Below are 20,920 nucleotides of genomic sequence, written 5' to 3' on the forward strand. Positions count from 1 at the left end.
TAAAGGTCGTCCAGAGGCACCCGAGGATGCCGATGTGCCTGTTGTCTGTCAGTCGTCGCTCAAGCCGGGCCCGAAAATAAAGTTAAACGGCGAGAGGAATGCGCGTGCTCGCGTTGAATTCGTCGATCTCGTCTTGAAGACGTTCGATCTCGGTTTGGTAGGCGACAGTCAGGCGGTCCACCTCGTCGCGAGTGATCACCGCAACATAAACGGTGCGGGAAGCCTCGTCGCGGCTGAGGAAACCGACGCGTTCGATTTCCGTGCCTTCCTTGGTGTTGAGCGCCTGGACGAAGGCGAGGAGGCCGCGGAGTTCGGCTTGGAGGTTGAGTTTTCCGTAGATGCCGTGATCGAGGCCGGTCACGCCAGCGTTGGCAGCGGCAAGAGCGCCCTTGAAGGCGGCGAGTTCGCGGGAACGGGTGACGCTCTCGTCGAACGCGGCGCGCACGTCGGCACGGGCGGGTTGGGTGTCCTTGCGGGAATTTTCGCGCTGCACGATTTCGCGCAGGCGGGCAACTTCACCGGCAAGGCGGTTCTTGTGCTTCAGGGCATGGGATAGGGTGATGGTTTTCATGTTCGTTTTATTTGGTTTGGTTGAGTGAGAGAATAGAGTGTTCGGAGGATTCAAGGTAGAGGAGATCGCGCAGAATACCTGATTTGTTAGTCATGTTTCTGTATGGATAAAAAAAATGAGAGCCGAGTAGCGCAGCCGGGGGGGGGGGGGGAGGAGGCTGCGGGAGGGCGCATCAGTCCCGGCTGCGGTTGACGAAGCTTTGCCAGAGGGCGAGGACGACGAAATCGGCACGGAGTTTTTTCTCGCCGGCTTCACGGACTTGGCGGGCTCGTTCGCGGGAGACGCCGAGTTCGACAGCAATCGCGTCGAGCGTGGCGTCTTCCAGATAGTAGCGGCGGAGCGCCAGCGCTTGGTTGGCAGGCAGGCGGTCAAGCGCAACGCCGAGGCTGGCACGGATGTCGTCGAGTTCGACGACTTCGGCTGGCGAAGGCAGTTGCGTGTCAGGGATCGTGTCCCACTCGATTTCAGTGGTGTCGGTGGCTTGTGTGGCGGCATCGATTGCTGAAGTTAGCTCGGCTTTCGTGAGCTGGGTGGCGGATGCGATTTCGTCCAGAGTTGGAAGGCGTCCGAGGCGCTTGGTCAGTGCGGTGCGGGCGCGGGCGATGAAGCTGATCCGGTTGCGTTGGCGGCGGCTGAGCGGGTCGAGGCGGCGGAGTTCGTCGAGCATGGCGCCGCGCACACGTACGTAACAGTAGGCGCGCACGTCGTCGGGTTCGCCGTTGCGTTGGCCGAGGGCGGCGATGAGCGCGAGTTTGCCAACAGAGGCGAGGTCGTCGCGCGCGATGTTGGCCGGCAAACGTCGGGTGAGGGTGGCGAGCGCCGTTTCAACGATGTCGAGGAAATCGGCGAGGTGGATTGGAAAAGTGGATACGCTGGTCATGAGTGGGCGGCAGCCCGCAGAGGGAGGATGGGAATGCGCGTCCTCATCTGCGGGTTGCCGTCAGGGCGTGAGGAAGTGTCGCCAGTCTGGGTGTCGGGCTTCGCGGATCGTCATGGAGGCCGGTAGCGGCGCGGGTGCCTTGGGCCTGCGCAACAAGCGGAGTCCGGCTTCGTGCGGGAGTCGGTTGGCTTTGAGGGAGTTGATTTCCCGCTTGGCCCACACGAGGTTCTCGAAGCTGTCGCGTCCGCCGCGGTCGCGTGGAACGACGTGATCGAGGTTGCCGCCGTGTTTGCCAACGTGTTCGCCGGTGTATTGGCAGACGCCGCCGTCGCGTTCGAAGATGGCTTCGCGCGTGAGTCGCGGGATGCGCACCGGCATTTTCGCAAACTGAGTTGCAACGATGACGGTGGGGACGCGGATGCGGAGTCTTGGCGTGGTGATGGCGAAATCGAAATCGCGCACCGGCAGTTCGATCCACTCGCTCCAGGGGAGCGGATTGAGGAAGAGCGGTCGGTCGAAGTTCCACGCGCCGTCGTCGAATTTTGGATACGCGATGTCGAGGCCGAGCGCGGGAGGCAGATCGGCGTTGCCGCCGTTGAGGGCGACGAGGGCTTGCTTGACGGTGCGGTGTCCGATGACTTGCCAGGCGCGGTTGAGCGACAGGACGATGGGTTTGTCGAGGATGTCAGACATGGGAAGTTGTGATGGTGGTGAATGGTGTGGGCTTTTCGCCGGGCATGGTTTTGCCAACGATGGTGTGTGTTCTTTTTTGAAAAATGGACCTCGCGGCGGGACTTCCACCCGCAACGTCGCGTTCGAAGCGCGGTATGATATGTTTTTCACCACGCGAGGAAATGGGTCCTCCTGCCAGGACTTGCACCTGGACCTCGGCCTTCGCACGGCCGTGTGATGGCTTTTTCACTACAGGAGGAAAATGGGGCCCGGCGCCGGAATCGCACCGGCCTCGTCCGGCTTACAAGGCCGGCACGGAGACTTGCGCTCCGCTCTCCCCGATACCAACGGGATGCGGCGCTTCCTACGCTTTGCCGGAATGCTTAATCAGATCATTTTCAAAAAATCTGTAGTCATCACCTACCTGGTAGGGAGGCCTCTCCGAGGCCTCCGCTGTTCGTAGTGTGAGAGTGAATACGAAATTCACAGGTAGGAGGGCGGGAGGCGGAGGCCTCGGAGAGGCCTCCCTACCGTCAAGGCAAGGGCCATAGTTTTGAAAAAACGCGCTAGTGGCTGCGGCGGGAGGATTCGCACCTCCATTCACGGATTCAAAGCCCACTGTCCTGCTCGTTAGACGACACCGCAAAAATTGGTCAGGTGGGTGGGATTTGCACCCACTTCCCCGGCTTCACGGGCCGGTGCCCCGCTGACTGGGCCACACACCTGACAAAAAATGGTCGGAGCGGCGTGATTCGCACACGCGTGATCTCGGTCCCAAGCCGAGTACCTGACTTCTAGGCTACGCTCCGAAAGATGGGTGCGGGTGTCGGACTTGCACCGACGCATCGTGGCTTATGAGACCAGATGGAGCACTCGCTCTACCCGCAAAAAAAATGATGGAGGCTCGCGGTTTCGCTGAGCGTTTCATTGCAAAAAAGAACACACACCATCGTCCCTCTCGCCCGATTGGTTCGGGCGGTTTGGACGGCCGCAGGATTTTGTGCGGGCCTTGGCTGATTGACTGGGCTCAGCGATGAAGCCGCTTACGGAATATGGAAAACGAGTGTGAACCCGGATTCCCGGAAGCGGCTGGCCTGAGTTGAGGCACAAAAAAACCACTTCGGGAAAGAAGTGGTCGCATGTGAGGTTGTTAAAATACCTCGGCGTTAAAAGATACCACTTCGATGTTTGCCTGCGTAATCGGGTCGGAATCCGACCGGTTCGCTACGCATGGTCGTCTGGCTTGTCGGCAGATTCGCACACGACCGATGACGCTCCGATAGATGGAGGGCTGTGAGAATAAGTCGTGTGGTTCGATTCATGGCAGAAGGTTGAAATGATTAGGTGTTCGTAGAATTACAACGGATCGGGCGGTTCTGAAATCAAGAGGGATTTTGAAAATTCTTTCTCAATCTTGCGAAACTGCAAAATCCGTTGTCCCGACATCCTACCAGAATAGCCGGTGCTTGCCATGTGCGAAGGCGCAGGATACCTGACTTTGGAATCATGTTTGAAAAACTCTTCTCCGAACGCGGTCTTTCGCTGGATCGCATGCGTGTATTGGTCGAGGTGCACGACGCCGGCAGCATCGCCCAGGCGGCGCCGGGCGACCCGATCCGCCAGAGCCAATACAGCCGGCAGCTTCGGGAACTATCCGAGTTTTTCGGCTGCGAGGTGGCGCAGCGGCAGGGCAAGCTGCTCAAGCTCACCGGGCAGGGACGACGGCTGGCCGATCTGACCCGTGAACATTTTCGCTCGCTGGAAGATTTTCGCGCAGAGTGCGCGGCCGAAAGTTTGGACTACACGATCGCCGCTGGCGACAGCCTGCTGCACTGGCTGGTGATTCCGCGGCTCGGCGCACTCGTGGCGGGGAAACAGCCGGTGCGTTTCGCGACCATTGGCCTGCGCACCAACGACGTGGTGCAATACCTCTCCGACGTCCGCGCCGATTTCGGAGTGATCCGGCAGGACGCCGTGACCGCCGCACTCGACTCGGCCCCGCTGGGGGAACTCGGTTACGTTGCTGTCGTTCCCAAGGCGCTTATCGGTCGCGGCAAGACTCCAATGCTCAAGGATGTCATCGGCCAACTGCCGCTGGCATCGCAGACAGCGGACGGACAATTCACGCAACGTGTCCGCCAGATCGCCGACAGCTTCAAAGTGGAATTCCGCCCGGCACTCGCTTGCCAGTCCTTTCCTCAGACGGTGAGTGCCGTCCGCTCGGGAGGCTTTGCGGCCATCCTTCCGTCGCTCGCCTTGGCTGAATTGCCAACCGGCACTTACGTCAGCGTAATCGATCCCACGCTGAAACGTCTGAAACGAAAGCTCGCCCTGGTCTGGAATCCACGGGTGCGGCAAGTGCGCTCGGGGGCCAGCCGGCTTATCGGTCAATTGAAAGATGCGTTGCGAGTTGAGTGAGCCACCCTGCGCGAGACGTGTTGTGATCCGTTGCGGGAGGATCCGAGCCTGGCGGAGTTGTTCGGAATAGAGCGGGTGGTGTGGGGGTATTGGCTCAAAAAGTGCACAGTAAACGCACAGTGTGCCTTTCTTCTGCCTATTTTCTCCTCCCTAAAAATCCCGCAATCTCTTGATTTCCAAGTGGTGCCAGAGGGCAGGATTGAACTGCCGACCAAGGGCTTATGAGTCCCCTGCTCTACCACTGAGCTACTCTGGCGTCTTGTTGCCTCACCAATACGGTGAAAAACAGAGCGGCGTTACTAGGGGGCGGCTTCGCTGCATCGCAAGCAAAAATCAAAACGATATCCTCATTGCATCCCCTCAGCTTGCAAAAAAAGTGAGCAAGGCCTCGCGCAACCGGGCCTCCTGCGCCGCTTTGCCCGCGTGATCGTAGTGCCCCGTCTCCGACGCAAACAGACGTTTTGCCGCCGGATTCCCCAACGCGTGATAAACCGAGAACTGCCCCGCCGGAGGCACCGCAGGGTCGAAAAACGCGGCCTCCACGTGCACCGGGATTTTGATGTGCCGCGCCGCCGTGGCCGCGTCGAAATACCTCAACACCTCACGCGTCTCCGGGTGACGCTGTGTATGCACACGCACCGCCTCGCCACTGCCACAGCAGGGCAATCCGAGACGCAACGGATGATTGCCAAAACTCGGCACCGACAAGTGCGCCTTTGCAAAGCGCGCATCCCACGCCAAAGCGAGCGCGCCAATGCCACCTCCAAAACTGCCTCCCAGGTAATCGAGTCGCTCCCGTGTTTCCGGTACCGCCGCCTGCAACACCGACGCGGCGCGCCACACGTCGGCCACGCAAAACCGGTGCACGTACGTCTCGCGACGCTCGATGCCGTGCAGCACATGGCCAGCCCCTTCGAGACGGATGTCCGCATGACGACTGCGTTCAGGAAGGCCGGTGCAACAAGGGAAAATGGCGGCAACATTCGCCTCTTTGGGGAACGGTGGATTGAGGTCTGGCTCGGCGCGCCCTCCGTAACCGTGGCAAATCACCGCGCCGCGACGCACGGGTCGTCCCCTCGGCAACGTCAACCAGCCACCGATCCGGTTGCCCTGCCCGTGCAAGCTGGCGAACTCCACATCAAACACCTCCGTGTGCTCAGTCCCCGGATGCGTAGTTGAAGGCCGGATACTCCAGTCGAGCGGCATGGACGCCGCCCACTCAAACGTCTCGCGCCAGAACGCCGCAAAATCGACCGGTTCGTCGATCACGGGCTGCAACGCGAGCAATTGCTCCTTCGAGTATCCGCCGGTTGGATCAAAGGGATGGTTGTGTGGATACATGGGTTGCCCAAAAAGTCCGGGGGGAGCCGTAATGGTTTCCTCAGGCCTCCAAACAAAGCCCCGGAGCAATGGCGGGCTGCCTGCCGGCGCCGGCGAGCCGGGCCCACGCATCGGCGAAGGAATCCTCGTCGTATCCAAAAAGCGGCGACACCTCGATTTCGAACGGCGGCAGCCCCGTGGCGTCCGTTTCCACGGTGGCGCCATTGGCGCGCAGCCAGCGTGCAAACTGGCGGCGCTGGTCCTCGGCGCACGTCTTGGGCGAATCGAGACCCTCGGCATTTTTGACCGGCGAGAAGTCGTCCGCGCGACGCGTTTCGATGACGACCGGGTTTTTGGCAAAAGGCAGCGCGTCGAACACGAACATCTCGAACTTCACGCCATTGGCCCTGTCGGGCTTCACGACGTTGCCAGCGGCGTCCACGCAAGGGATTTTTTTGTCGGCGCGGTGGAAAGGCAGCGCGTCGTCCCCACGCGCCATGCGCCGGATGAAACCGCGATCGAGCAGGTGGATGGCAATGCTGCCGGCGATGTAGCGGAGCTGGCCCGTGGCGGCGCCCCTCTCCTCCTGCTTGTCCTTGGGCAAGTCGGAATACTCGATGACCACGAGCTTGCCGCCCTGCGTGCAAAAATGGCCGACCTTTTCCCCCGCGTAAGCCTTGGGGATCATCTTGCTACTCATCTCGGAACGACTCATGAGGTGCCAGCCGATGAAGGCGGGATCGATGAAACGCACCAGCGGATTGTCCACCTGAAAATAGCTCAGCATGTCGATGCCCTCGCGCTCCATGAGATCGAGCGCCCCGCTGCGGTCGAGCGCGCGCAAGGAGCCGCCGTGACCATCGGGCGACATGGCGATGGCGCTTTGCGTTTCGAGCAAAATCTTGCCGTCAAAACCGACGGCGGGCATCCGCCCCTGCCGGAAGAAATGAACCCGCCCCCGGTCGAGCCCGAAGAAGGCGTGCTGCTCAAAAAACGCCACGGTAGCCGCGTGGTTGATGTGGCTCGTCATGACAAACCAGTGCAGCGGACGCCCATAGCGTTTGCCGGCGGCAATAATCTTTTCGGCGAAGACCTGGAACAACGACTTCCGTTTGATCGGCGTCACCGGATAAGTGCCCTTGGGTCCATCGTAACCGAGCCGCGTCCCCTGCCCCCCCGCGACGGTGAACGCCGCCACGCGACCCGCGCGCAACGCCTCCTCGCCCACGGCCTTGGCCCGCGCCCAGGCACCGGCGTCACCGCCATTCTCCGGCAACGGTTCAAACGGAGCCGGGGCGATGCCCTCAATATTAACGCCCACCACACCCGCGCCCGATTGAGCGACAAGCGTGCGATTGAGACGCCCGATCTCGGCGAGATCGATTTCCCCGGCATCGGCGATCAACCGCTGCTGTTCGTCCGCCGACAAACGATCATAAAACGCAAAAACGTGGCCCTGACCTGCACGCTCAAAGGCCTCTTTCAAAACGGAATACTTGGCCATAACTGATGGATGATTGGGTGAATAGAAGCGGGCAATGAAGCGACTCCCCCCACCCCGCCGCAATGCCATTCTGGCTGCGATTTCGGATCGCGGTTTTCCACCCGGTCATTTTGGATCAGAGACGCAAAAATGCCAGATTTCTGAACCGCTGGCTGAATATTTTAATCGCAAACAAGCAAAAATAATCCATTTCACCACCATCCCCTCCCTCCACTCCCATGAACAACTCGACGACCTCTCAACCTAGTTTTCGCAAGACATTTGCCGAGGCCTATTGCTCCCAGCATCAGATTCCCCTCGAAAAATTTGCGCAGTCAGTGCTCAAAGAATCCCTGCACCCGATGGCACGAGTCCTCTACCCCCTCATCCGAGTCCTGTCCTCCAATTACTTTCAAGCGGACCTCGACCTTGTCCGCGCCACCGGACGGCTGCGGCGCACCCGGGACTACGCGATGGAAGTTTCGGAATTCGTCCACCATCCGGCCAATTCTGGTTTTTTGAGAGCCTCCCTCGACCTGCGAATCTCGACCGGACGCCTCCGCCAACTCCTCCGCCGCACCCTGCGCGCCGAGCCACCCAGCTCTGACGAAGAATCCAGCCGCGAAGAGCAGGAAAAGGACCCCAACAAGACCGCGCTGCCTTTTGCCATCGCCAAAACACAGCCAGATAGCGTCCAAAAAAAATATCACGCATAGTCCCAAAGTGATGCCCAGTTATGGAGTGCGGCGATTCATCGCCGCTTTGACGGGCCGTTTTAACGGCCCGCCTGCCCCAAAAATGCCCCATCGCCTCTTCAGTCGATGACACTACTGACGCCACTTTGAGTTGCACCCACGCGCTCCCCCCCTGTCATTTGGTGCCATGACGCCGCGCCTCCTGCTCCTTATCCTCTGCCTCTGTTCCCCCGTGCTGGCGGACGTGGAAACATGGACCGACCAACAAGGCCGGACGATGCAGGCCGAATTACTCGATGTTAACGAACACAGAAACTGGGCTGAGTTCCGCAAAGAGCAAAACGACCGGCGCTACCGGGTGTTGATCAGCACGCTCTCCGACGCCGACCAGGAACGCGTCCATGCCGCCGCCCTCCGCTTCGCCGCGCAACGCGAAGAACGCCGGCGTAGTCCCGCCGCCGATACAAGTCCCGCCGGTCCCGCCGCTCCCGCTCAGCCCAAAACCGACCAAGCCCCCCCATCCGCCAAGACCAAACCCACGCCGGACCCAAAGGACGCTGCGAAACCCGCCAGCAACGCACCCCGCCTCCCCTCGGTCACCCACAACCTCTCCGAACTGCTCGTGACGCTGAAGGACAAAGCCTTCGTCCCCGTGCCTCCCGACACCCTGAAACCGCTAAAATTTTATGGCATCTACTTCGCCGCGGGCTGGTCCGGCGCGAGCAGGAAATTCACCCCGGAACTCGTCGCCGCCTACCCCGCGCTCAAAGCCGCCTATCCCGAATTTGAGATCATCTTCGTAAGCGCCGACGAATCGGAACCCGAAATGCTCGCCTTCATGACCGAAGAAAAAATGCCGTGGCCCGCAGTCGGATATGAAAACATCAAAATCGCCACCTCCGTTCGCAAACACCGGAGCAAAGGCGTGCCCAACCTCGTTTTCGTCAACGCCCACGGAAAACTCCTCGCCTCCAGCTATGTGAAAGTAAAGCCCCCTGAAGCGCCCAATGACGCCTCCTCTCCCCCCCCCCCCCCGCCCGTCCCTCCTCGTCCCACACCTCCCTCACCAGCAACCCCCAAGGACGCACCGCCCGCCCAAAGTGCCGCCGCCAAAGACGCCGCACCCACCGCACCTGCCGCACCGAAGGAAATCGATGTTTACGAAGGCCCGCACAAAGTCCTCGCCTTTATTCGTGAATACCTGGCCAACCCGCCGCCTCCTCCCAAGCCCGTCCGCCGTCCCTCCCCCGCCAAAACCGGCTCCACCTCAACCGACACGACGAAAACCAAGTAAGCGCACAAAACGTCCCTCCCCCTCCCCTTCCTCCCCCGCACCCTCTGTAGTCGTATATTTGTGATGGCCCTCCAACACATTTGCCGTGAAGGTTCATCTTTCCCAAAAACGCATCCCATGAACAAAATCCTCATTCTTGTCCTCCTTGCCTGCGGGACCCTCGCCACCATCCAGCCGGCCTCCGCCGCCTCTGCTGCAACCGCCTCGCCACTCCCCACCCTCCGCGGTGTCCTCATGACCGGCGACGGCCCCCTCTTCTCGCTCGCGAGCGCCGACGGCAATGCCCGCTGGGCCGAACTCGGAAAAAAATTCGACGGCTGGAAACTCGACACCTACGACGCCGCCACCGGCACCCTCACGCTCGCCAAGGACGGCCACACCATCCAGATCACCCTCGCCGACGCCAAGAATGCCGACGTCGCTGCCGACAGCGGCAAAGCCACGCTCGCCGACGCCACCGCCCTCATGGACCAGATGCGCTTTGCCGAGATGATCCGCAAAACCGTCGATCAGCAACGCGAGGCCATCGGCAAAATGGTGCGCGGAATGCTGGCCCAACAAGGCATCAAGGGTGCCGAAGCCGACAAGATCGCCGCCCAGCAGAGCAAGCTCATCAACATCATGCTCGATGAGATGAACCTCGAAGGCATGAAGGACGACGTCGCCAAAGCCTACGCCGACATTTTCACCAAGGACGAGATTCAGGGCATGGCCAGCTTCTACAACACCCCCACTGGAGTCGCCGTCCTCGACAAGCAGCCCGAACTCCAAGCCCGCATGCAGACCATCATGATGCCCCGCATGATGAAGGCCATACCCAAGGTGCAACAAGCCGCCATGCAAATGGCGCAGGAAGCCGCCACGCCCGCTCCCACTCCCGCCGCCACCCCCTGATCACCCTCCTCAGCGTCCTCCTTCCCCCAGAGTCCGTTGCGGGCTGGCACCCCTGCCGGGGTGCAAAAATAAAACAAACCTATTCCGGGGGTGTCGCTGCGTGCTGCGCACTCCGCTCAACCCCCGGCTAATGGCTGTCACGCCTCCGGCGTGATGGCTGCAAATCGGTCGAAGATTGAGCGCTCCTGAAGCCGGTCCCCCGCAAAGCGTGTTTACAGCCGCTCCGCGATTGCCACCGCCTTGAACAGAGCCGACGCCTTGTTGACCGTTTCCTGATATTCGCTCGCCGGATCGCTGTCCGCCACGATGCCCGCGCCCGCCTGAATGTGAATCTTGCCATCCTTGATCAACGACGTGCGCAACGTGATGCACGTATCCAGATTTCCATCATAACCGATGTAACCGAGCGCCCCGGCGTAAAACCCGCGCTGGTTGGGCTCGTTGTCCGCGATGATCTGCATGGCACGAATCTTCGGCGCACCGCTCACCGTGCCCGCCGGAAACGTGGCGCGGATCAAGTCGTATCCAGTTCTCCCTGACGCGATGCGCCCCTCCACCTGCGACACGATGTGCATGACGTGCGAATACCGCTCGATCACCATCATCTCCGGCACCGTCACGCTGCCATACTCGCAAACGCGCCCGATGTCGTTGCGCGCCAGATCCACGAGCATCAGGTGCTCGGCTCGCTCCTTCTGGTCGGCGAGCAAATCCTTTTCGAGCGCGAGGTCGTCGGCCTGCGTCACTCCACGCTTGCGCGTGCCGGCGATGGGGCGAATTTCCACCAGACCATCCGTCAACCGCACGTGCACTTCAGGCGACGCGCCGACGATGGCGAAGTCGCCCGCGTCGAGGATAAACATGTAGGGCGACGGGTTGACCGTGCGCAGCGCCCGGTAGAGATCGAGCGGCGTGCGCGCAAACGGCTTGGTGAAACGCTGCGAAGGCACGAACTGGATGATGTCGCCCGCGCGGATGTATTCCTTGGCCGACTCGACAGTGTGCTCGAAGTGTTCCCTGGTGAAGTTGCCCGGCGGCACCGTGACCGCGCCCGGATCGATGAGCGGCGCGGGAGCGAGCGTGCTTGGCAGACGGAGCAACGCCTCCAATTCGCCCAACTCCGCCAGCGCGTGGTCGTAGGCGGCGTCGGCGTCGCCGTTGTGGATGTGCGCATTGACGCAAAGACGGAGCGTTTGCTTGGCGCGATCGAAGATCAGTAGTGAATCCGCCATGACAAAGTAGAGCAACGGCGTGCCGAGATCGTTTTCCGGCGACGCCGCCGGGACGGTCGGCTCGATCCGCGTGATATACTCGTAACCGATAAACCCCACCGCCCCGCCCGTGAAGCGCGGCAACCCCGGAATCGTCACCGGTTTGAACCCGCTCATTTCCTGTTCGATCAACGTCAACGGATCGGTGGGCGTGGGGACGGTTTCAACATGCGCGAGACGTCCCCCCCCCCCCCCCCCTGTCCTGTCTGCCCATGCGAACGGATCGTGGTGGTGTCGGGGCCGCAGGCGAAGACCTTGCGTGGGCGGCAGCCGATAAAGCTGTAACGCGAGAGGCGTTCACCGCCTTCGATGGATTCGAGGAGAAAGGACGGACCCGCGACCCTGAGTTTGGCGTAGGCTGAGACGGGCGTTTCGAAGTCGGCCATCAAGTCGGTGTAAACCGGGATGATGTTACCTTGGGTGGCAAGTTGCAGGAAGGCGGCGCGATCCGGGAAAATGGTCATGTGAGTCGGTAGAATTAGCCCTCCACACGAACCACGAAGCGCCCCGATGGCAATGCCGCTGTGACAGGGGCCGGTGATGATGGGTGCGCGATGCTTGACCATCCGGCACGGTGTGCTACAGGTGTAGCACAATGCCAGCGACAATCACGACAACGATACGTCTGACCCCCGCGACAAAACGCAGTCTTTCACGCGCTGCCAAGATGCGCGGTCTCAGTTTGAACCGCTACCTCGTGACCTCGGCGGAGGAAGTCGCAAACCAGACGCCGGTTTCCGGTCTTGGCCGGGAACTGGAAAAGATGGCAATAGATGGGATGGCCTTGCTCGCCTTGGATTCGATCCGGACACGCGCCATGGCGAACAAACGAAACCGGATGTCCGACAAGGCCATTGTAGAGGTTGTGAAGAGGGCGCGCCGTGAACGTGCAATGCCTTCGTCATGAAGCCGCCGCTTGTTTTGGACACCTGCGCATTGATTGCCGGTCTGTTGAAACCGCATGGGGCGTCGGGTTTGTTGGTGGACGCATTTTTCCACGATCAACTGAAACTCGCGTGGACAGGTGACATTATTGCCGAATATGGGGAGGTGATGGGGCGCGCAGAGTTTGGCATTGAGTTGCGGGAACGCGTGGCCGTGGTTTTGAAGCTGCGTTCGTCGGGGGTTCGAGTGACTCCGTTGCCGGTGCCGGAGGCGGACTGGCCTGATGTTGATGATTTGCCGTTTGTGGCGGCGGCGCTGGCAACCGAATCAAAAATAATCGTGACGCTTAATCCGCGTGATTTTGCGCCTGCACCCGGTTTCGGGATTTTGATTCTGACGCCCGGCGAAGCGTTGAAAAAACTCCGCGCAGGCGAGTTTTAGTGGTCTTCCTAAAATACTCCGGAATGGGCGAAGTTGACGATGGCGTGGATGTTTTCAGCGGGTGTGGTGGGCGGGAGCGCGCAACCGGCACCGATGACGAGACGGGGATTGTCGCGGTAAGCGGTGAAAATCTTTTCAGCCTCGGCGCGCACTTTGTCGGGCGTCCCAAAATTGAAAATGCCGGAAGGATCAATGGTGCCAAAAAGCGTGGTGCGAGAACCAAAATGAGTGACGATTTCGTCAAGGGGAGTGGCGTAATCGAGTTCGACGGCATCAAGGCCGAGGGTCGCCATTTTATCGAGAATCAGCCGGGTGTTGCCGCAAATGTGGAGGAGGTAAGGAATACCGTGGAGACGGGCTTCATCGAGAAGCTCGCGTTCGCCGTGCCAGCATCGAATTCCCTTTCCTGTCGAATCGGGATGGAATGCGGGGGGAGGAAAAATGCGGGTCAGAAAATTGAAACGTCGCGAAGGTCGTCGGGGAGGCCGGATTGGGCGCGGGCTTCGCGAATGAAAGCGATGATGTTGTCCATGGACGTGTCACCCTCGACAGCGTGCGAGAGGGAAAAGATGTAATTGCCAGAACGACCCATTTCGAGAAGGGCGCGGCTCTCGCTGACCACGTCGGCAACTGTGCCGTAGGGGAGGTTTTTTTGCATGGAGAGACCCCAAAAAAAGGAGAGGCGTCCGCGATATTGCGCGTGGATTTTGGGGATGTCGATGACTTCGGGCTGAAAGGGATTGAAGCAGTCGAGGCCAATGGCGGTGAGGTCGTCGAAGAGGTCAGCGACGACGACGCCAGAGGACAAAGGCCAACATGCCGAGACCGGCAAAAATCGCGCACAGGGCGGGTTCGGGGACGGAGGTTAACGATAACACGAGATCGTTGCCGTCGCCCCCGGCGTAGTTGAGCGAGAACTCATACGTGCCGGTGTTGTTGGTCAGCGTGAACATGTTTCCGCTTCCAAACGCGCCGCCGTTGATCGTCGCAAAGGTGCCGGTGATCGAATCTGAGGCGTCGTTGGCTATGAGGATGAAGTTCGCAACCGGTGCGAAATCGTCCGCAAGAGCAAGGGACAGGTTGGCGTTGCCGTCGGACAGGTCGAGCGCGCCAGTCAGAGCCAGCGTCGTGAAAGCGGCGTCCAGGTCGAAGGCGAGCGTGGCGGTGTTTTGCAATACGAGTCCGCCCATGCCGGTGGCCGAAAATGCTGTGACATTTTTGAGCGTGCCGCCGGTGAAATTGAAGTTGTCAACGGTGATGCTTCCGCTGCCGTCCGTCAGGTCTAGCGTGCCACCGCCGAGGTTGATGGTGGATACAACGCTTCCGGCGACTGAAGCATCGCTTCCCTTCGTAATGTTTCCACCAACTTTCAATGTGCCGGATGAGAGGTTGATCGTGGCGGTGGCGGCTCCGACTCCGACAACCGTGCCGCCGTAGGTGGCGGCCGTATCCAGACCGGACTGACTGCCCATTTCAATGTCTCCGGTGACTTCAACCGACGCGCCAGTGCCGCCGATGTTGACGATGCCCGTGGCCGCCTGCCCGGCACTTTGTCCGAGGGTCATTGAGCCTGCTTTAAAGGTGCCGCCATTCACCGTGAGCGTGCCCGATGCGAGGGCGGCTCGTGCCGTCCCCTTGTCACTCGTGCTTTGACCCAGAATAACCGCGTTCGCGTCAATTGTGCCGGCGTCCATGCTAACGATTGCGGTCACGCCGCCGCCAGCTCCCTCAAGGCCGCCGCCAGTGGGATTGTATCGGTTTTCGCGCGCCGCCGTTCCGACAACCAGATTGTTGATGAAGGCGTCCACGGTGCCACCGGTGAAGTCCACAGTGCCTTCCAGCGGAGTGTCCAACTGGTGATTCAACGCCCAACCCACAGTCATGTCCGCCCGCTCAACCACGCTGGTGTTGCGTCCGAGAATCCTCACCGTGGGCGTGCCCTGAAGTCCGCTTTGAAAATCCAGGACGCCGTTGGCCCGATACTTCCCGATGGTGATCGTGTTTACCTGAAGTGTTGTGCTGCCGCCCATGTGAACGGCATTCGCCTCGGCGGACACTGGCCCGTTGTTTCCATTTCCACCAACGGTCAGGGTGCCTGCGTAAATCTTGCTCGTTTGACCGAGCGAAAGTATTCCGAGGCTTCCTTGTCCGTCTCCTACTTTCACGTTTGAAGCCCAGACCTCAAATTGCGCCAAGCCGGAGGCGTCCAGTGTGGCGGAGGAGATGTTCGTCGCGTTGTTAACTGAATTTTTGTTGGTGACGATAAAATCCCTGCTCGCGGAATCCATGATAAATTTCCCGTTTCCGGTTAGTTTCATTTGCGTGGTTACCGACTCCGTTGCCGTCGCTACTGTGATGTTCCCAATATGGACTTCTCGTGTGGTTTTCAAGGTCACGCCGGTGTTTATTTGCAGGACATGCCAGTCGGTGGCGGTCGCGCCGGTGTTTTTGGCGAGCAGTTGCTGAATGGTTGTATTGGAATTAACGATACTGTTGACGGTTCCGGCTGTGGTGGTGCCGGTGTTGTCAAACGTCACATTGCTGGATGTGCCGGGAACTCCACTGCTCCAGTTCGCCACGGTGGACCAGTTGTTGTCGGCGCCAGCGCCGGTCCATGCGGTCTGCGCCTGAAGGTTCGGATAGGCACTGGCGGCAAATAAAAGGGCCGCAACGATTTTGATGTGTGTTATGAATGCCGTGTTTTTCATGGTGTGTGATAGCTGCGGGTTGGTGATTTTTGGGGAGGGAGGGAGATGTTTACTCGTTGGCGAGGGAGAGGAATATTTTCTGGATGTCCGCTTCGGTCGCGTGGGTGTTGTCAATGCGGACGTAAGCGATGTCGGAGTCGGAACCGTCAACGGTGGAAGGGTCGCTGCCAGGATTGTGCCACGAGGCACCAATGACCAGCGGGTCATAACGGGGGGCTTCGGTTGGACTTGGCGCGGGGCCGGATGCCTTGCCGGAAACGCCAGCGGGCGAGGCTTTCGCGCCTTCGGGAGCAAGTTTTCTGACGAATAAAACGGGGGCGGAGTTTTCCTGCCAACTGGCGGCGAGAAAATACCAGGCGTTTTGTTCCCAAGGGATGTCGAGGGTGGCGGTGACGGCGTTTTTGGCGTCGTCGGGTCGCAGACGCCCGACGGTCAGGATGAGTTGTTTTTGCTCGTTCGCTTGAAGGGTGACGACGCCCTCAAACGTGTGGCCGGTGCCGAAGAGTCCGCGACGGCGGGCGGGTTTGTTCCATGTGTCGTTGGGTTTGAAAACGAGATAAAGGGCGCCGCCATCGCCGCCCTCTTTGAGGCCGAGTCCGCTGAATCCGAAGTATTCGCTGTAAGTGGCGTTGCGGCCTTTGTAGGCGTCGGGCGTGGGTTCGGTTTTGAGGCCGAATTGTTTTTTGGTCGCGCCAAGTCCGGTGCGAAGGAAGCCGGTTTGGAGGAAGCCGACCCATTTGTCGCTGATTCCGGTGGCTTCGGCGTGAATGGCGGAGCCGGGCATGAGTTTGGCGTTGGGCGAGCCTTTGGGAACGACGGTGGTGGCGGTCACGAATTCGCCTCCCTTGAGCGGGTTGGCGACATCGAATTTGTATTCGAGGACGGTTTCAGCACGAGTGGCGGTCCCCGTTCCGAAGGCGAGGAGGGCGAGCAATGATAGCGTGCGTGTTTTCATGATGGGCGATGTGTGGTGTTGTGGGTTTGTGATCAAAAGTGGGGGCGGGAGTTTGCGGCGGGGGGGGGAGGGGGGAGCGGCTTCGCCGAACGTTCAACGTCGAACATCCAACATCGAACGTCCAACATCGAACGTCCAAGTGGGGCACTCCTGCGTCGTTGGGGTTTTGTTTGGACGTTAAGCGTTGGTTCGAGCGGTTTGTTCATTGGAGTTCGAGGAGGGACCATGTGGAGGGGTCGGTGACGTTGAGGATGCCGGCGTCGGAGGGGTCAATTTTCCAGCGTTCATGAGTGCTGTCGTTGTCGTTGACGCGCATTTCGAGGGCGAGGCGCGCACCGGGGGCGGGACGGAAATCGCCGAGCGCACTCCACGGAATCGCCACTTCAATCGCCCAGCCGGGATCGGGGTTTTGGGTGCGACCGGCAAAAAAGCGGGCGTCCTCAATGTCGCTCACGGTGCCCATTTCGCGGTCGGTGACTTTGCCCATGATGGGTTTGCCTTCGCCGGATACCGGGGTGAGAAAAAATTGAAAATCGCGCGGGCCGTAACCGCCACCGGAGTCGCGCGGAGCGGTGCTGACAAAAAGTTCCATGCTGTCGCCGAGATAGAGTTTGTTGCGACTGCGGGTGTTGAGCATTTCGTTGTCGCGCATGTCGGCACCGATGTAGAGGTATTGGGAATCCCATGACACGTAACCCGTGCCGCTGCAATCCCAGCCGTTGACCTGGGGGTTGATCAGGGCGAGTTGGGCGGCGCCGGGCCAATCGGAAAACTTGCCGTCAAGGGTGGGCGGTTCGGCGAGTTGTTTCGTGGAGCGAAGGAGGCGTGGTGGCTTGGCGGGACGCGGCCACCGGTCGGCGCGGAGGTCGCGGGTGGCTTGCGCGGCGAGTTTTGGCCCGACGCCGACGAGATAAACGGGGGCTTCGTCAAGCGTCAGGCGGAGGCGTCCGTTTTCGGTGGGGAGATTTTTTTCGCGTCCCATCATGTCAATGAGTCGGATGGCCAGGGCGTCGGTCTCGATGAGGATTTCTTTGCGGGCGGTGTTTTCCTGTGCGGTTTGGGTTTGGTCGAGCGTGCCGGTTCGAGTGCTGTCGAGCGTCCAGAGAACGAGTGTGCGCGCGTTGTTTTTTTCAAACAACGAGGCGGCGACTTGGGGGCCGAACCAGAGGTCCCCGAGATGGCTTGAGCCGTCGATGAGGCGGGCGGCGTTGGCGTAGGCGAGGAGAACGGGTTTGGGTTCTTCGTTTTTGCGAACGAAGCCGAACCAGTCTTCGATATAGGTGCGGTTTTTTTCGCTTTGTCCGGCCCAGTGCGGGGTGATGGCTTTGACGCCTTCGGCGGCGAGTTCGATGGCTTGGCGGACGGTGCGGCGGGCTTGTTCGAGTTCGGAGCGGCGGGCGGGGCCTTCGGGCGTGGAATGCGAGCCGCATTCGGTGATGTAAATGGCGATGTCGCGTCCGGTTTGTCGGCTGATCCACGCTTGATAATCGCGGAGCCAGGCGCGGTCTTGCTCGGCGGCGTAGGGGTGGAGGGCGACCATTTTCATGTGTTTCATGCCACCGGCCTTGATCACTTGGGCGTCGTATTCGTAGTCGTCGGTGCGGCCAAAGAAGTTGGGGCCAATGATGGCGTCGGGGCGTTTTTCAAGGATGACGTCGGCGATCCACTGGCTGAGGGTGGCGAAGTCTTGGGGCGACATTTTATCCCAGGGTTCGTTCCAAATTTCGAATACGTTCTGGTGCGCGGGGATGGTGTCGAGCCAGTCGCGGAGATAGTTTTGGTAGGGGATTTTTTTGGGGAGGGTCTTGATTAGCCAGGCGCCGCGCCCGAACTTTGTTTCCCATTCGGCGAGGGGACCGTAGCGGTCGGCGTCGTAGAGTTCCTTGGGGAAGCGTTCGACCTTGATGACAGCGTTGATGGGGAAGTCGGTGATGATGGTGGTTTCGTTTTGCGCCTGCCCGACGCGGGTCCATTGGAGGCCAAGGCGGGTCATGGTTTCGGCGATTTCGCGTTGCTGGCGGATGCCGTTCCACCATTTGAGGCCGAAGATGTGGTTGCCGTCGCGCGCTTCGCTGGCGGAACGGCTGACCGTATCCATGACTCCGATACTTGCGGAAATGGTTTCCGTTCCCATCCGGTTTTCCTGGTACTTGTCCGTGACGGAAATTTCGTGGTAACCGCGTTCCTGTTTTCCGAAATCGAGCGTGAATGTTCTTGGGGAGGGGGCGGGGGGAAGGACGAGGTTTTTGCGGGTGATTTCGTCGCCTTTTTCGTCGCGGAGAATGGCGGTGAGTTCGCATTCAACGGCGGGGAAACCGTCGAGTTTTCCGTCGAGGCGGATGATTTCGCCGGGCGCGAAGATGTTGTTCGGCGCGTGGCGTTGCAGGGTAATCCCTGGTTTAGCAAACGCGGGAAGTGTTCCGAGAATGAGGGCGAGAAATAGGGCCAGGCTGCGTTTGATGTTCATTATGATGTTCATTGGAAAGGGTGTGTGTGCGCGCGTGGCGGCGGGGGGGGCTATTTGGGGTCTTTCGTCTGCCAAGCCGCGACGTAGTCAACGAGCATTTGTTTTGGGCTTTCGGCGATGTCGGCTTCCTTGGCGAGGATGCTGAGGCAGACGAGCATGAAGAGGGGTTGGTGGTATTCGGGCAGGGTGGGGAAACGGGAGATTTCTTTGCGGTCGAAATAAAAGATGACGTGCCGGGGCGTGACTTCGGCGCCGTAGGTGTGGAAGCCGTTGAGGTGTCCCCAGCGGTCGTTTTCGGCTGGCGTGAGGACGGGAGGCGTGAGTTCGCGGAGGTCGAAGTAGTTGGATCGCCAGACGTGGCGGGCGAGCGGGTAATCGGGGTCGCGGTTGCGCGTGGACGACCAGAGGTGGATGGAGGCGTGGTGGCCGCGTGAGTCGCCGCCATACCATTCTACGATGTCTATTTCGGGGCGCGAGATGGTGCGGTTGGTGCGTTCGGCGGCGGCTTTGAGCCAGAAGGCGGGCCAGGCGCCGGGACCAGCGGGAAATTGGGCGCGCATTTCAAAGTAACCGTATTTTTGGGCGAAGCCGCGCCCGTTGCGGTCAACGCTTTCGATGATGCCGCTGTCCCATTTCGCGGAGGGGGTGGTGGCGGTGGGTTTTGTAGCGGTGATGACGAGGTTGCCGTCTTTGATTGAGAAGGGGCCATTGGGGCCAGGCGGGAGCCAGCGGGTGCGGGTTTCGCCTCCGTGGACCGGGCCATACCATGTCGCTTCTTCTCCACCGGGGGGGGAGATGCTCATTGTGTCGAAGTCGTCGAAAAATGTCCGCTGATAGTTGCTCAGATCCAGCGGCGTCCCCCGTTGGCTGGTGTCAAAGGCGAGTGCGGCAAAGCTCTCGACTGTGGTCACGTTTTTCGGCGGCGTGGCGGCGGCGGTTGCGATGCTGGTTTGGGCGAATGCGGCGGGGGTCACGATCAAACAGGTGATCGCAAGGGCACGATGCAGGGAGTGGAATATGGAGTCGTGTTTCATGCGGATGCGGAGGAGGGAGGGGAGGGGGAAAGGGAGGATGGAACGGGCGCTAATAGGTTTTTTCGGAGGAGGGTCGCGTGCCAATGTGCCCGTCGAGATAAAGGATGTTGCGGATAGAGCCGTGCACGGGCGGTGGACATTTGTAACCGGCTTGATTGATGGCATCGAGTTCCCACATGAGACGGATTTTGGATGGGGAATTGTTCGCCGGGCCTTCCGGGGTGGTGACGAGGGTTTCGACTTCGCTGATGTTGCGATTGCGATATGTGCCGCCGCCAAAGGCGTCCCTGCGGTTGAGTCGCCAGAGGACGCTGTCGTAGGTGGTGTTGCCGGATTTTTTTTGGGTGACGGCGTCCCATGCCGGACAGACGAGGACATCCGCGCGTTGGGAGGAACCGCCAGGTTGGGGGGGCTTGAGGTCGAGGTATTCGCCGAGCGCCGAGCCGATCGAATGGTTGGTGGCGAAGCCTGTGCCGTTGCTGTTGGATTTGTATTCGGCCCCGTGTTGGTCTGTCCCCAAGGGGCCGGGGAGGCGTCCGCGATGGTCGTTGACGTGGTTTAAAATGCCATACCCCACGCCGCGCATGTTGGACACGCATTTGGCCCGGTAGCTCGCCTTGCGGGCCGCACTGATGGTGACGACAAGGATCGCCGAGAGAATGCCGATGATGGCAACAACCGTGAGGAGTTCGATCAGCGTGAAAGCGGAAGCAGGCGGGGAGGCGGAAGAGGCTGGGAAGGGGTTCTTAACAGGACTTCGTCCTGTTACCTGAGCTAGCTCAGGTAGCGGCGGCGGTTCGTTCAGCGTGGGGGCGGCGGCATGTCGAATACGGTGTGTCCGGGTGTTCATGGGGTTCGGGTTGGTTTCGATGTGGAATGCGTGTTGCAGCAGGTAGGGGGCGGGTTTGGTAATTCAAAGGCTGGAACCAGTG

General features: G+C 60.3%; 20 protein-coding genes and 4 tRNA genes. 6 read left to right on the top strand and 18 right to left on the bottom strand.

What is annotated here, in order from left to right; translation table 11 throughout:
- Nucleotides 1–82: 82 nt before the first annotated feature.
- From OBACDRAFT_RS04900 to OBACDRAFT_RS27915, 6 genes are all read right to left on the bottom strand, one after another.
- The gene (locus OBACDRAFT_RS04900) at nt 83–571 is read right to left on the bottom strand and encodes a hypothetical protein (protein WP_043583269.1); all 489 of its coding nucleotides are present in this window, start codon (nt 569–571) and stop codon (nt 83–85) included.
- 172 nt (nt 572–743) lie between these two features.
- Nucleotides 744–1,451 carry a sigma-70 family RNA polymerase sigma factor gene (locus OBACDRAFT_RS25000; RefSeq protein ID WP_052361166.1) on the bottom strand — a complete coding sequence of 236 codons (708 nt, stop codon included), beginning with the start codon at nt 1,449–1,451 and terminating at the stop codon, nt 744–746.
- 60 nt (nt 1,452–1,511) lie between these two features.
- Nucleotides 1,512–2,144 carry an HNH endonuclease gene (locus OBACDRAFT_RS04910; RefSeq protein ID WP_043583271.1) on the bottom strand — a complete coding sequence of 211 codons (633 nt, stop codon included), beginning with the start codon at nt 2,142–2,144 and terminating at the stop codon, nt 1,512–1,514.
- A 549-nt stretch (nt 2,145–2,693) separates the two neighbouring features.
- Nucleotides 2,694–2,768: transfer RNA gene (locus OBACDRAFT_RS04920), tRNA-Gln, on the bottom strand.
- Nucleotides 2,769–2,773: 5 nt separating this feature from the next.
- Nucleotides 2,774–2,849 (bottom strand) — tRNA-His (locus OBACDRAFT_RS04925).
- An 8-nt stretch (nt 2,850–2,857) separates the two neighbouring features.
- Nucleotides 2,858–2,932 (bottom strand) — tRNA-Pro (locus OBACDRAFT_RS27915).
- Between the two features lie 697 nt (nt 2,933–3,629).
- Between OBACDRAFT_RS27915 and OBACDRAFT_RS04930 the strand changes: the two genes are divergently transcribed.
- Nucleotides 3,630–4,541 (top strand): LysR family transcriptional regulator, encoded by a 912-nt coding sequence (locus tag OBACDRAFT_RS04930; protein ID WP_043583275.1) that lies wholly within the window; start codon nt 3,630–3,632, stop codon nt 4,539–4,541.
- A gap of 181 nt (nt 4,542–4,722) precedes the next feature.
- On the opposite strand, the gene OBACDRAFT_RS04935 is transcribed toward OBACDRAFT_RS04930, so the two are convergent.
- The 3 genes from OBACDRAFT_RS04935 to OBACDRAFT_RS04945 form a co-directional block, all read right to left on the bottom strand.
- Nucleotides 4,723–4,797: transfer RNA gene (locus OBACDRAFT_RS04935), tRNA-Met, on the bottom strand.
- Between the two features lie 104 nt (nt 4,798–4,901).
- Nucleotides 4,902–5,882: an acetylxylan esterase gene (locus OBACDRAFT_RS04940; protein WP_043583277.1), complete on the bottom strand. Its 981-nt coding sequence runs from the start codon at nt 5,880–5,882 to the stop codon at nt 4,902–4,904.
- Between the two features lie 40 nt (nt 5,883–5,922).
- Nucleotides 5,923–7,365: a UTP--glucose-1-phosphate uridylyltransferase gene (locus OBACDRAFT_RS04945; RefSeq protein ID WP_043583278.1), complete on the bottom strand. Its 1,443-nt coding sequence runs from the start codon at nt 7,363–7,365 to the stop codon at nt 5,923–5,925.
- Between the two features lie 218 nt (nt 7,366–7,583).
- Here OBACDRAFT_RS04945 and OBACDRAFT_RS04955 point away from each other — a divergent pair, with 218 nt between their 5' ends.
- The 3 genes from OBACDRAFT_RS04955 to OBACDRAFT_RS04965 all read left to right on the top strand — a co-directional run bounded on the left by OBACDRAFT_RS04955 (nt 7,584) and on the right by OBACDRAFT_RS04965 (nt 10,227).
- On the top strand, nt 7,584–8,060 hold the full coding sequence (locus OBACDRAFT_RS04955; protein WP_052361172.1) for a hypothetical protein: 477 nt from the start codon (nt 7,584–7,586) through the stop codon (nt 8,058–8,060).
- Nucleotides 8,061–8,226: 166 nt separating this feature from the next.
- Nucleotides 8,227–9,333, top strand: a complete 1,107-nt coding sequence (locus OBACDRAFT_RS31190) for a thioredoxin-like domain-containing protein (protein ID WP_043583282.1) — start codon at nt 8,227–8,229, stop codon at nt 9,331–9,333.
- 117 nt (nt 9,334–9,450) lie between these two features.
- A complete protein-coding gene (locus OBACDRAFT_RS04965; protein WP_052361268.1) occupies nt 9,451–10,227 on the top strand; it encodes a DUF2059 domain-containing protein in 777 nt (258 codons plus the stop codon).
- Nucleotides 10,228–10,439: 212 nt separating this feature from the next.
- On the opposite strand, the gene OBACDRAFT_RS04970 is transcribed toward OBACDRAFT_RS04965, so the two are convergent.
- Both OBACDRAFT_RS04970 and OBACDRAFT_RS31195 read right to left on the bottom strand, forming a co-directional pair.
- Entirely contained in the window at nt 10,440–11,636 is a 1,197-nt protein-coding gene (locus tag OBACDRAFT_RS04970) for an anthranilate synthase component I family protein (RefSeq protein WP_269799053.1), read from the bottom strand.
- Nucleotides 11,633–11,962 (bottom strand): hypothetical protein, encoded by a 330-nt coding sequence (locus OBACDRAFT_RS31195; RefSeq protein ID WP_269799054.1) that lies wholly within the window; start codon nt 11,960–11,962, stop codon nt 11,633–11,635. Before OBACDRAFT_RS31195 ends, OBACDRAFT_RS04970 begins: the two co-directional genes overlap by 4 nt.
- 131 nt (nt 11,963–12,093) lie before the next feature.
- Here OBACDRAFT_RS31195 and OBACDRAFT_RS04975 point away from each other — a divergent pair, with 131 nt between their 5' ends.
- Entirely contained in the window at nt 12,094–12,405 is a 312-nt protein-coding gene (locus OBACDRAFT_RS04975; RefSeq protein WP_081721822.1) for a type II toxin -antitoxin system TacA 1-like antitoxin, read from the top strand.
- The gene (locus OBACDRAFT_RS04980; RefSeq protein ID WP_043583286.1) at nt 12,402–12,824 is read left to right on the top strand and encodes a PIN domain-containing protein; all 423 of its coding nucleotides are present in this window, start codon (nt 12,402–12,404) and stop codon (nt 12,822–12,824) included. Before OBACDRAFT_RS04975 ends, OBACDRAFT_RS04980 begins: the two co-directional genes overlap by 4 nt.
- A gap of 8 nt (nt 12,825–12,832) precedes the next feature.
- Here OBACDRAFT_RS04980 and OBACDRAFT_RS26235 read toward each other — a convergent pair whose 3' ends face one another.
- From OBACDRAFT_RS26235 to OBACDRAFT_RS05015, 7 genes are all read right to left on the bottom strand, one after another.
- A complete protein-coding gene (locus OBACDRAFT_RS26235; protein WP_081721823.1) occupies nt 12,833–13,315 on the bottom strand; it encodes a uroporphyrinogen decarboxylase family protein in 483 nt (160 codons plus the stop codon).
- Nucleotides 13,273–13,632: a uroporphyrinogen decarboxylase/cobalamine-independent methonine synthase family protein gene (locus OBACDRAFT_RS04990; protein ID WP_043583290.1), complete on the bottom strand. Its 360-nt coding sequence runs from the start codon at nt 13,630–13,632 to the stop codon at nt 13,273–13,275. The genes OBACDRAFT_RS26235 and OBACDRAFT_RS04990 overlap by 43 nt, the downstream gene beginning before the upstream one ends.
- A complete protein-coding gene (locus OBACDRAFT_RS04995) occupies nt 13,607–15,532 on the bottom strand; it encodes a beta strand repeat-containing protein (RefSeq protein WP_043583292.1) in 1,926 nt (641 codons plus the stop codon). Before OBACDRAFT_RS04995 ends, OBACDRAFT_RS04990 begins: the two co-directional genes overlap by 26 nt.
- A 49-nt stretch (nt 15,533–15,581) precedes the next feature.
- The gene (locus tag OBACDRAFT_RS05000) at nt 15,582–16,487 is read right to left on the bottom strand and encodes a hypothetical protein (protein ID WP_043583294.1); all 906 of its coding nucleotides are present in this window, start codon (nt 16,485–16,487) and stop codon (nt 15,582–15,584) included.
- Nucleotides 16,488–16,689: 202 nt separating this feature from the next.
- Nucleotides 16,690–18,966 (bottom strand): sugar-binding protein, encoded by a 2,277-nt coding sequence (locus tag OBACDRAFT_RS05005; protein ID WP_043583297.1) that lies wholly within the window; start codon nt 18,964–18,966, stop codon nt 16,690–16,692.
- Between the two features lie 38 nt (nt 18,967–19,004).
- Nucleotides 19,005–19,988 (bottom strand): glycoside hydrolase family 16 protein, encoded by a 984-nt coding sequence (locus OBACDRAFT_RS05010; RefSeq protein ID WP_157836919.1) that lies wholly within the window; start codon nt 19,986–19,988, stop codon nt 19,005–19,007.
- Nucleotides 19,989–20,037: 49 nt separating this feature from the next.
- Complete coding sequence (locus OBACDRAFT_RS05015) at nt 20,038–20,838, bottom strand: type II secretion system protein (RefSeq protein WP_043583300.1); 801 nt, start codon at nt 20,836–20,838, stop codon at nt 20,038–20,040.
- Nucleotides 20,839–20,920: the final 82 nt, after the last annotated feature.

The sequence above is a fragment of the Geminisphaera colitermitum TAV2 genome, from assembly GCF_000171235.2.
GTDB lineage: Bacteria > Verrucomicrobiota > Verrucomicrobiia > Opitutales > Opitutaceae > Geminisphaera > Geminisphaera colitermitum.

Coding starts and splice junctions, on each gene's coding strand:
- OBACDRAFT_RS04955 (WP_052361172.1), top strand. CDS start 7,584: ATGAACAACTCGACGACCTCTCAACCTAGTTTTCGCAAGACATTTGCC.
- OBACDRAFT_RS05000 (WP_043583294.1), bottom strand. CDS start 16,487: ATGAAAACACGCACGCTATCATTGCTCGCCCTCCTCGCCTTCGGAACG.
- OBACDRAFT_RS04940 (WP_043583277.1), bottom strand. CDS start 5,882: ATGTATCCACACAACCATCCCTTTGATCCAACCGGCGGATACTCGAAG.
- OBACDRAFT_RS31190 (WP_043583282.1), top strand. CDS start 8,227: ATGACGCCGCGCCTCCTGCTCCTTATCCTCTGCCTCTGTTCCCCCGTG.
- OBACDRAFT_RS05010 (WP_157836919.1), bottom strand. CDS start 19,988: ATGAAACACGACTCCATATTCCACTCCCTGCATCGTGCCCTTGCGATC.
- OBACDRAFT_RS04995 (WP_043583292.1), bottom strand. CDS start 15,532: ATGAAAAACACGGCATTCATAACACACATCAAAATCGTTGCGGCCCTT.
- OBACDRAFT_RS04965 (WP_052361268.1), top strand. CDS start 9,451: ATGAACAAAATCCTCATTCTTGTCCTCCTTGCCTGCGGGACCCTCGCC.
- OBACDRAFT_RS04930 (WP_043583275.1), top strand. CDS start 3,630: ATGTTTGAAAAACTCTTCTCCGAACGCGGTCTTTCGCTGGATCGCATG.
- OBACDRAFT_RS05015 (WP_043583300.1), bottom strand. CDS start 20,838: ATGAACACCCGGACACACCGTATTCGACATGCCGCCGCCCCCACGCTG.
- OBACDRAFT_RS31195 (WP_269799054.1), bottom strand. CDS start 11,962: ATGACCATTTTCCCGGATCGCGCCGCCTTCCTGCAACTTGCCACCCAA.
- OBACDRAFT_RS04900 (WP_043583269.1), bottom strand. CDS start 571: ATGAAAACCATCACCCTATCCCATGCCCTGAAGCACAAGAACCGCCTT.
- OBACDRAFT_RS04980 (WP_043583286.1), top strand. CDS start 12,402: ATGAAGCCGCCGCTTGTTTTGGACACCTGCGCATTGATTGCCGGTCTG.
- OBACDRAFT_RS04975 (WP_081721822.1), top strand. CDS start 12,094: ATGCCAGCGACAATCACGACAACGATACGTCTGACCCCCGCGACAAAA.
- OBACDRAFT_RS25000 (WP_052361166.1), bottom strand. CDS start 1,451: ATGACCAGCGTATCCACTTTTCCAATCCACCTCGCCGATTTCCTCGAC.
- OBACDRAFT_RS05005 (WP_043583297.1), bottom strand. CDS start 18,966: ATGAACATCATAATGAACATCAAACGCAGCCTGGCCCTATTTCTCGCC.
- OBACDRAFT_RS04910 (WP_043583271.1), bottom strand. CDS start 2,144: ATGTCTGACATCCTCGACAAACCCATCGTCCTGTCGCTCAACCGCGCC.
- OBACDRAFT_RS04945 (WP_043583278.1), bottom strand. CDS start 7,365: ATGGCCAAGTATTCCGTTTTGAAAGAGGCCTTTGAGCGTGCAGGTCAG.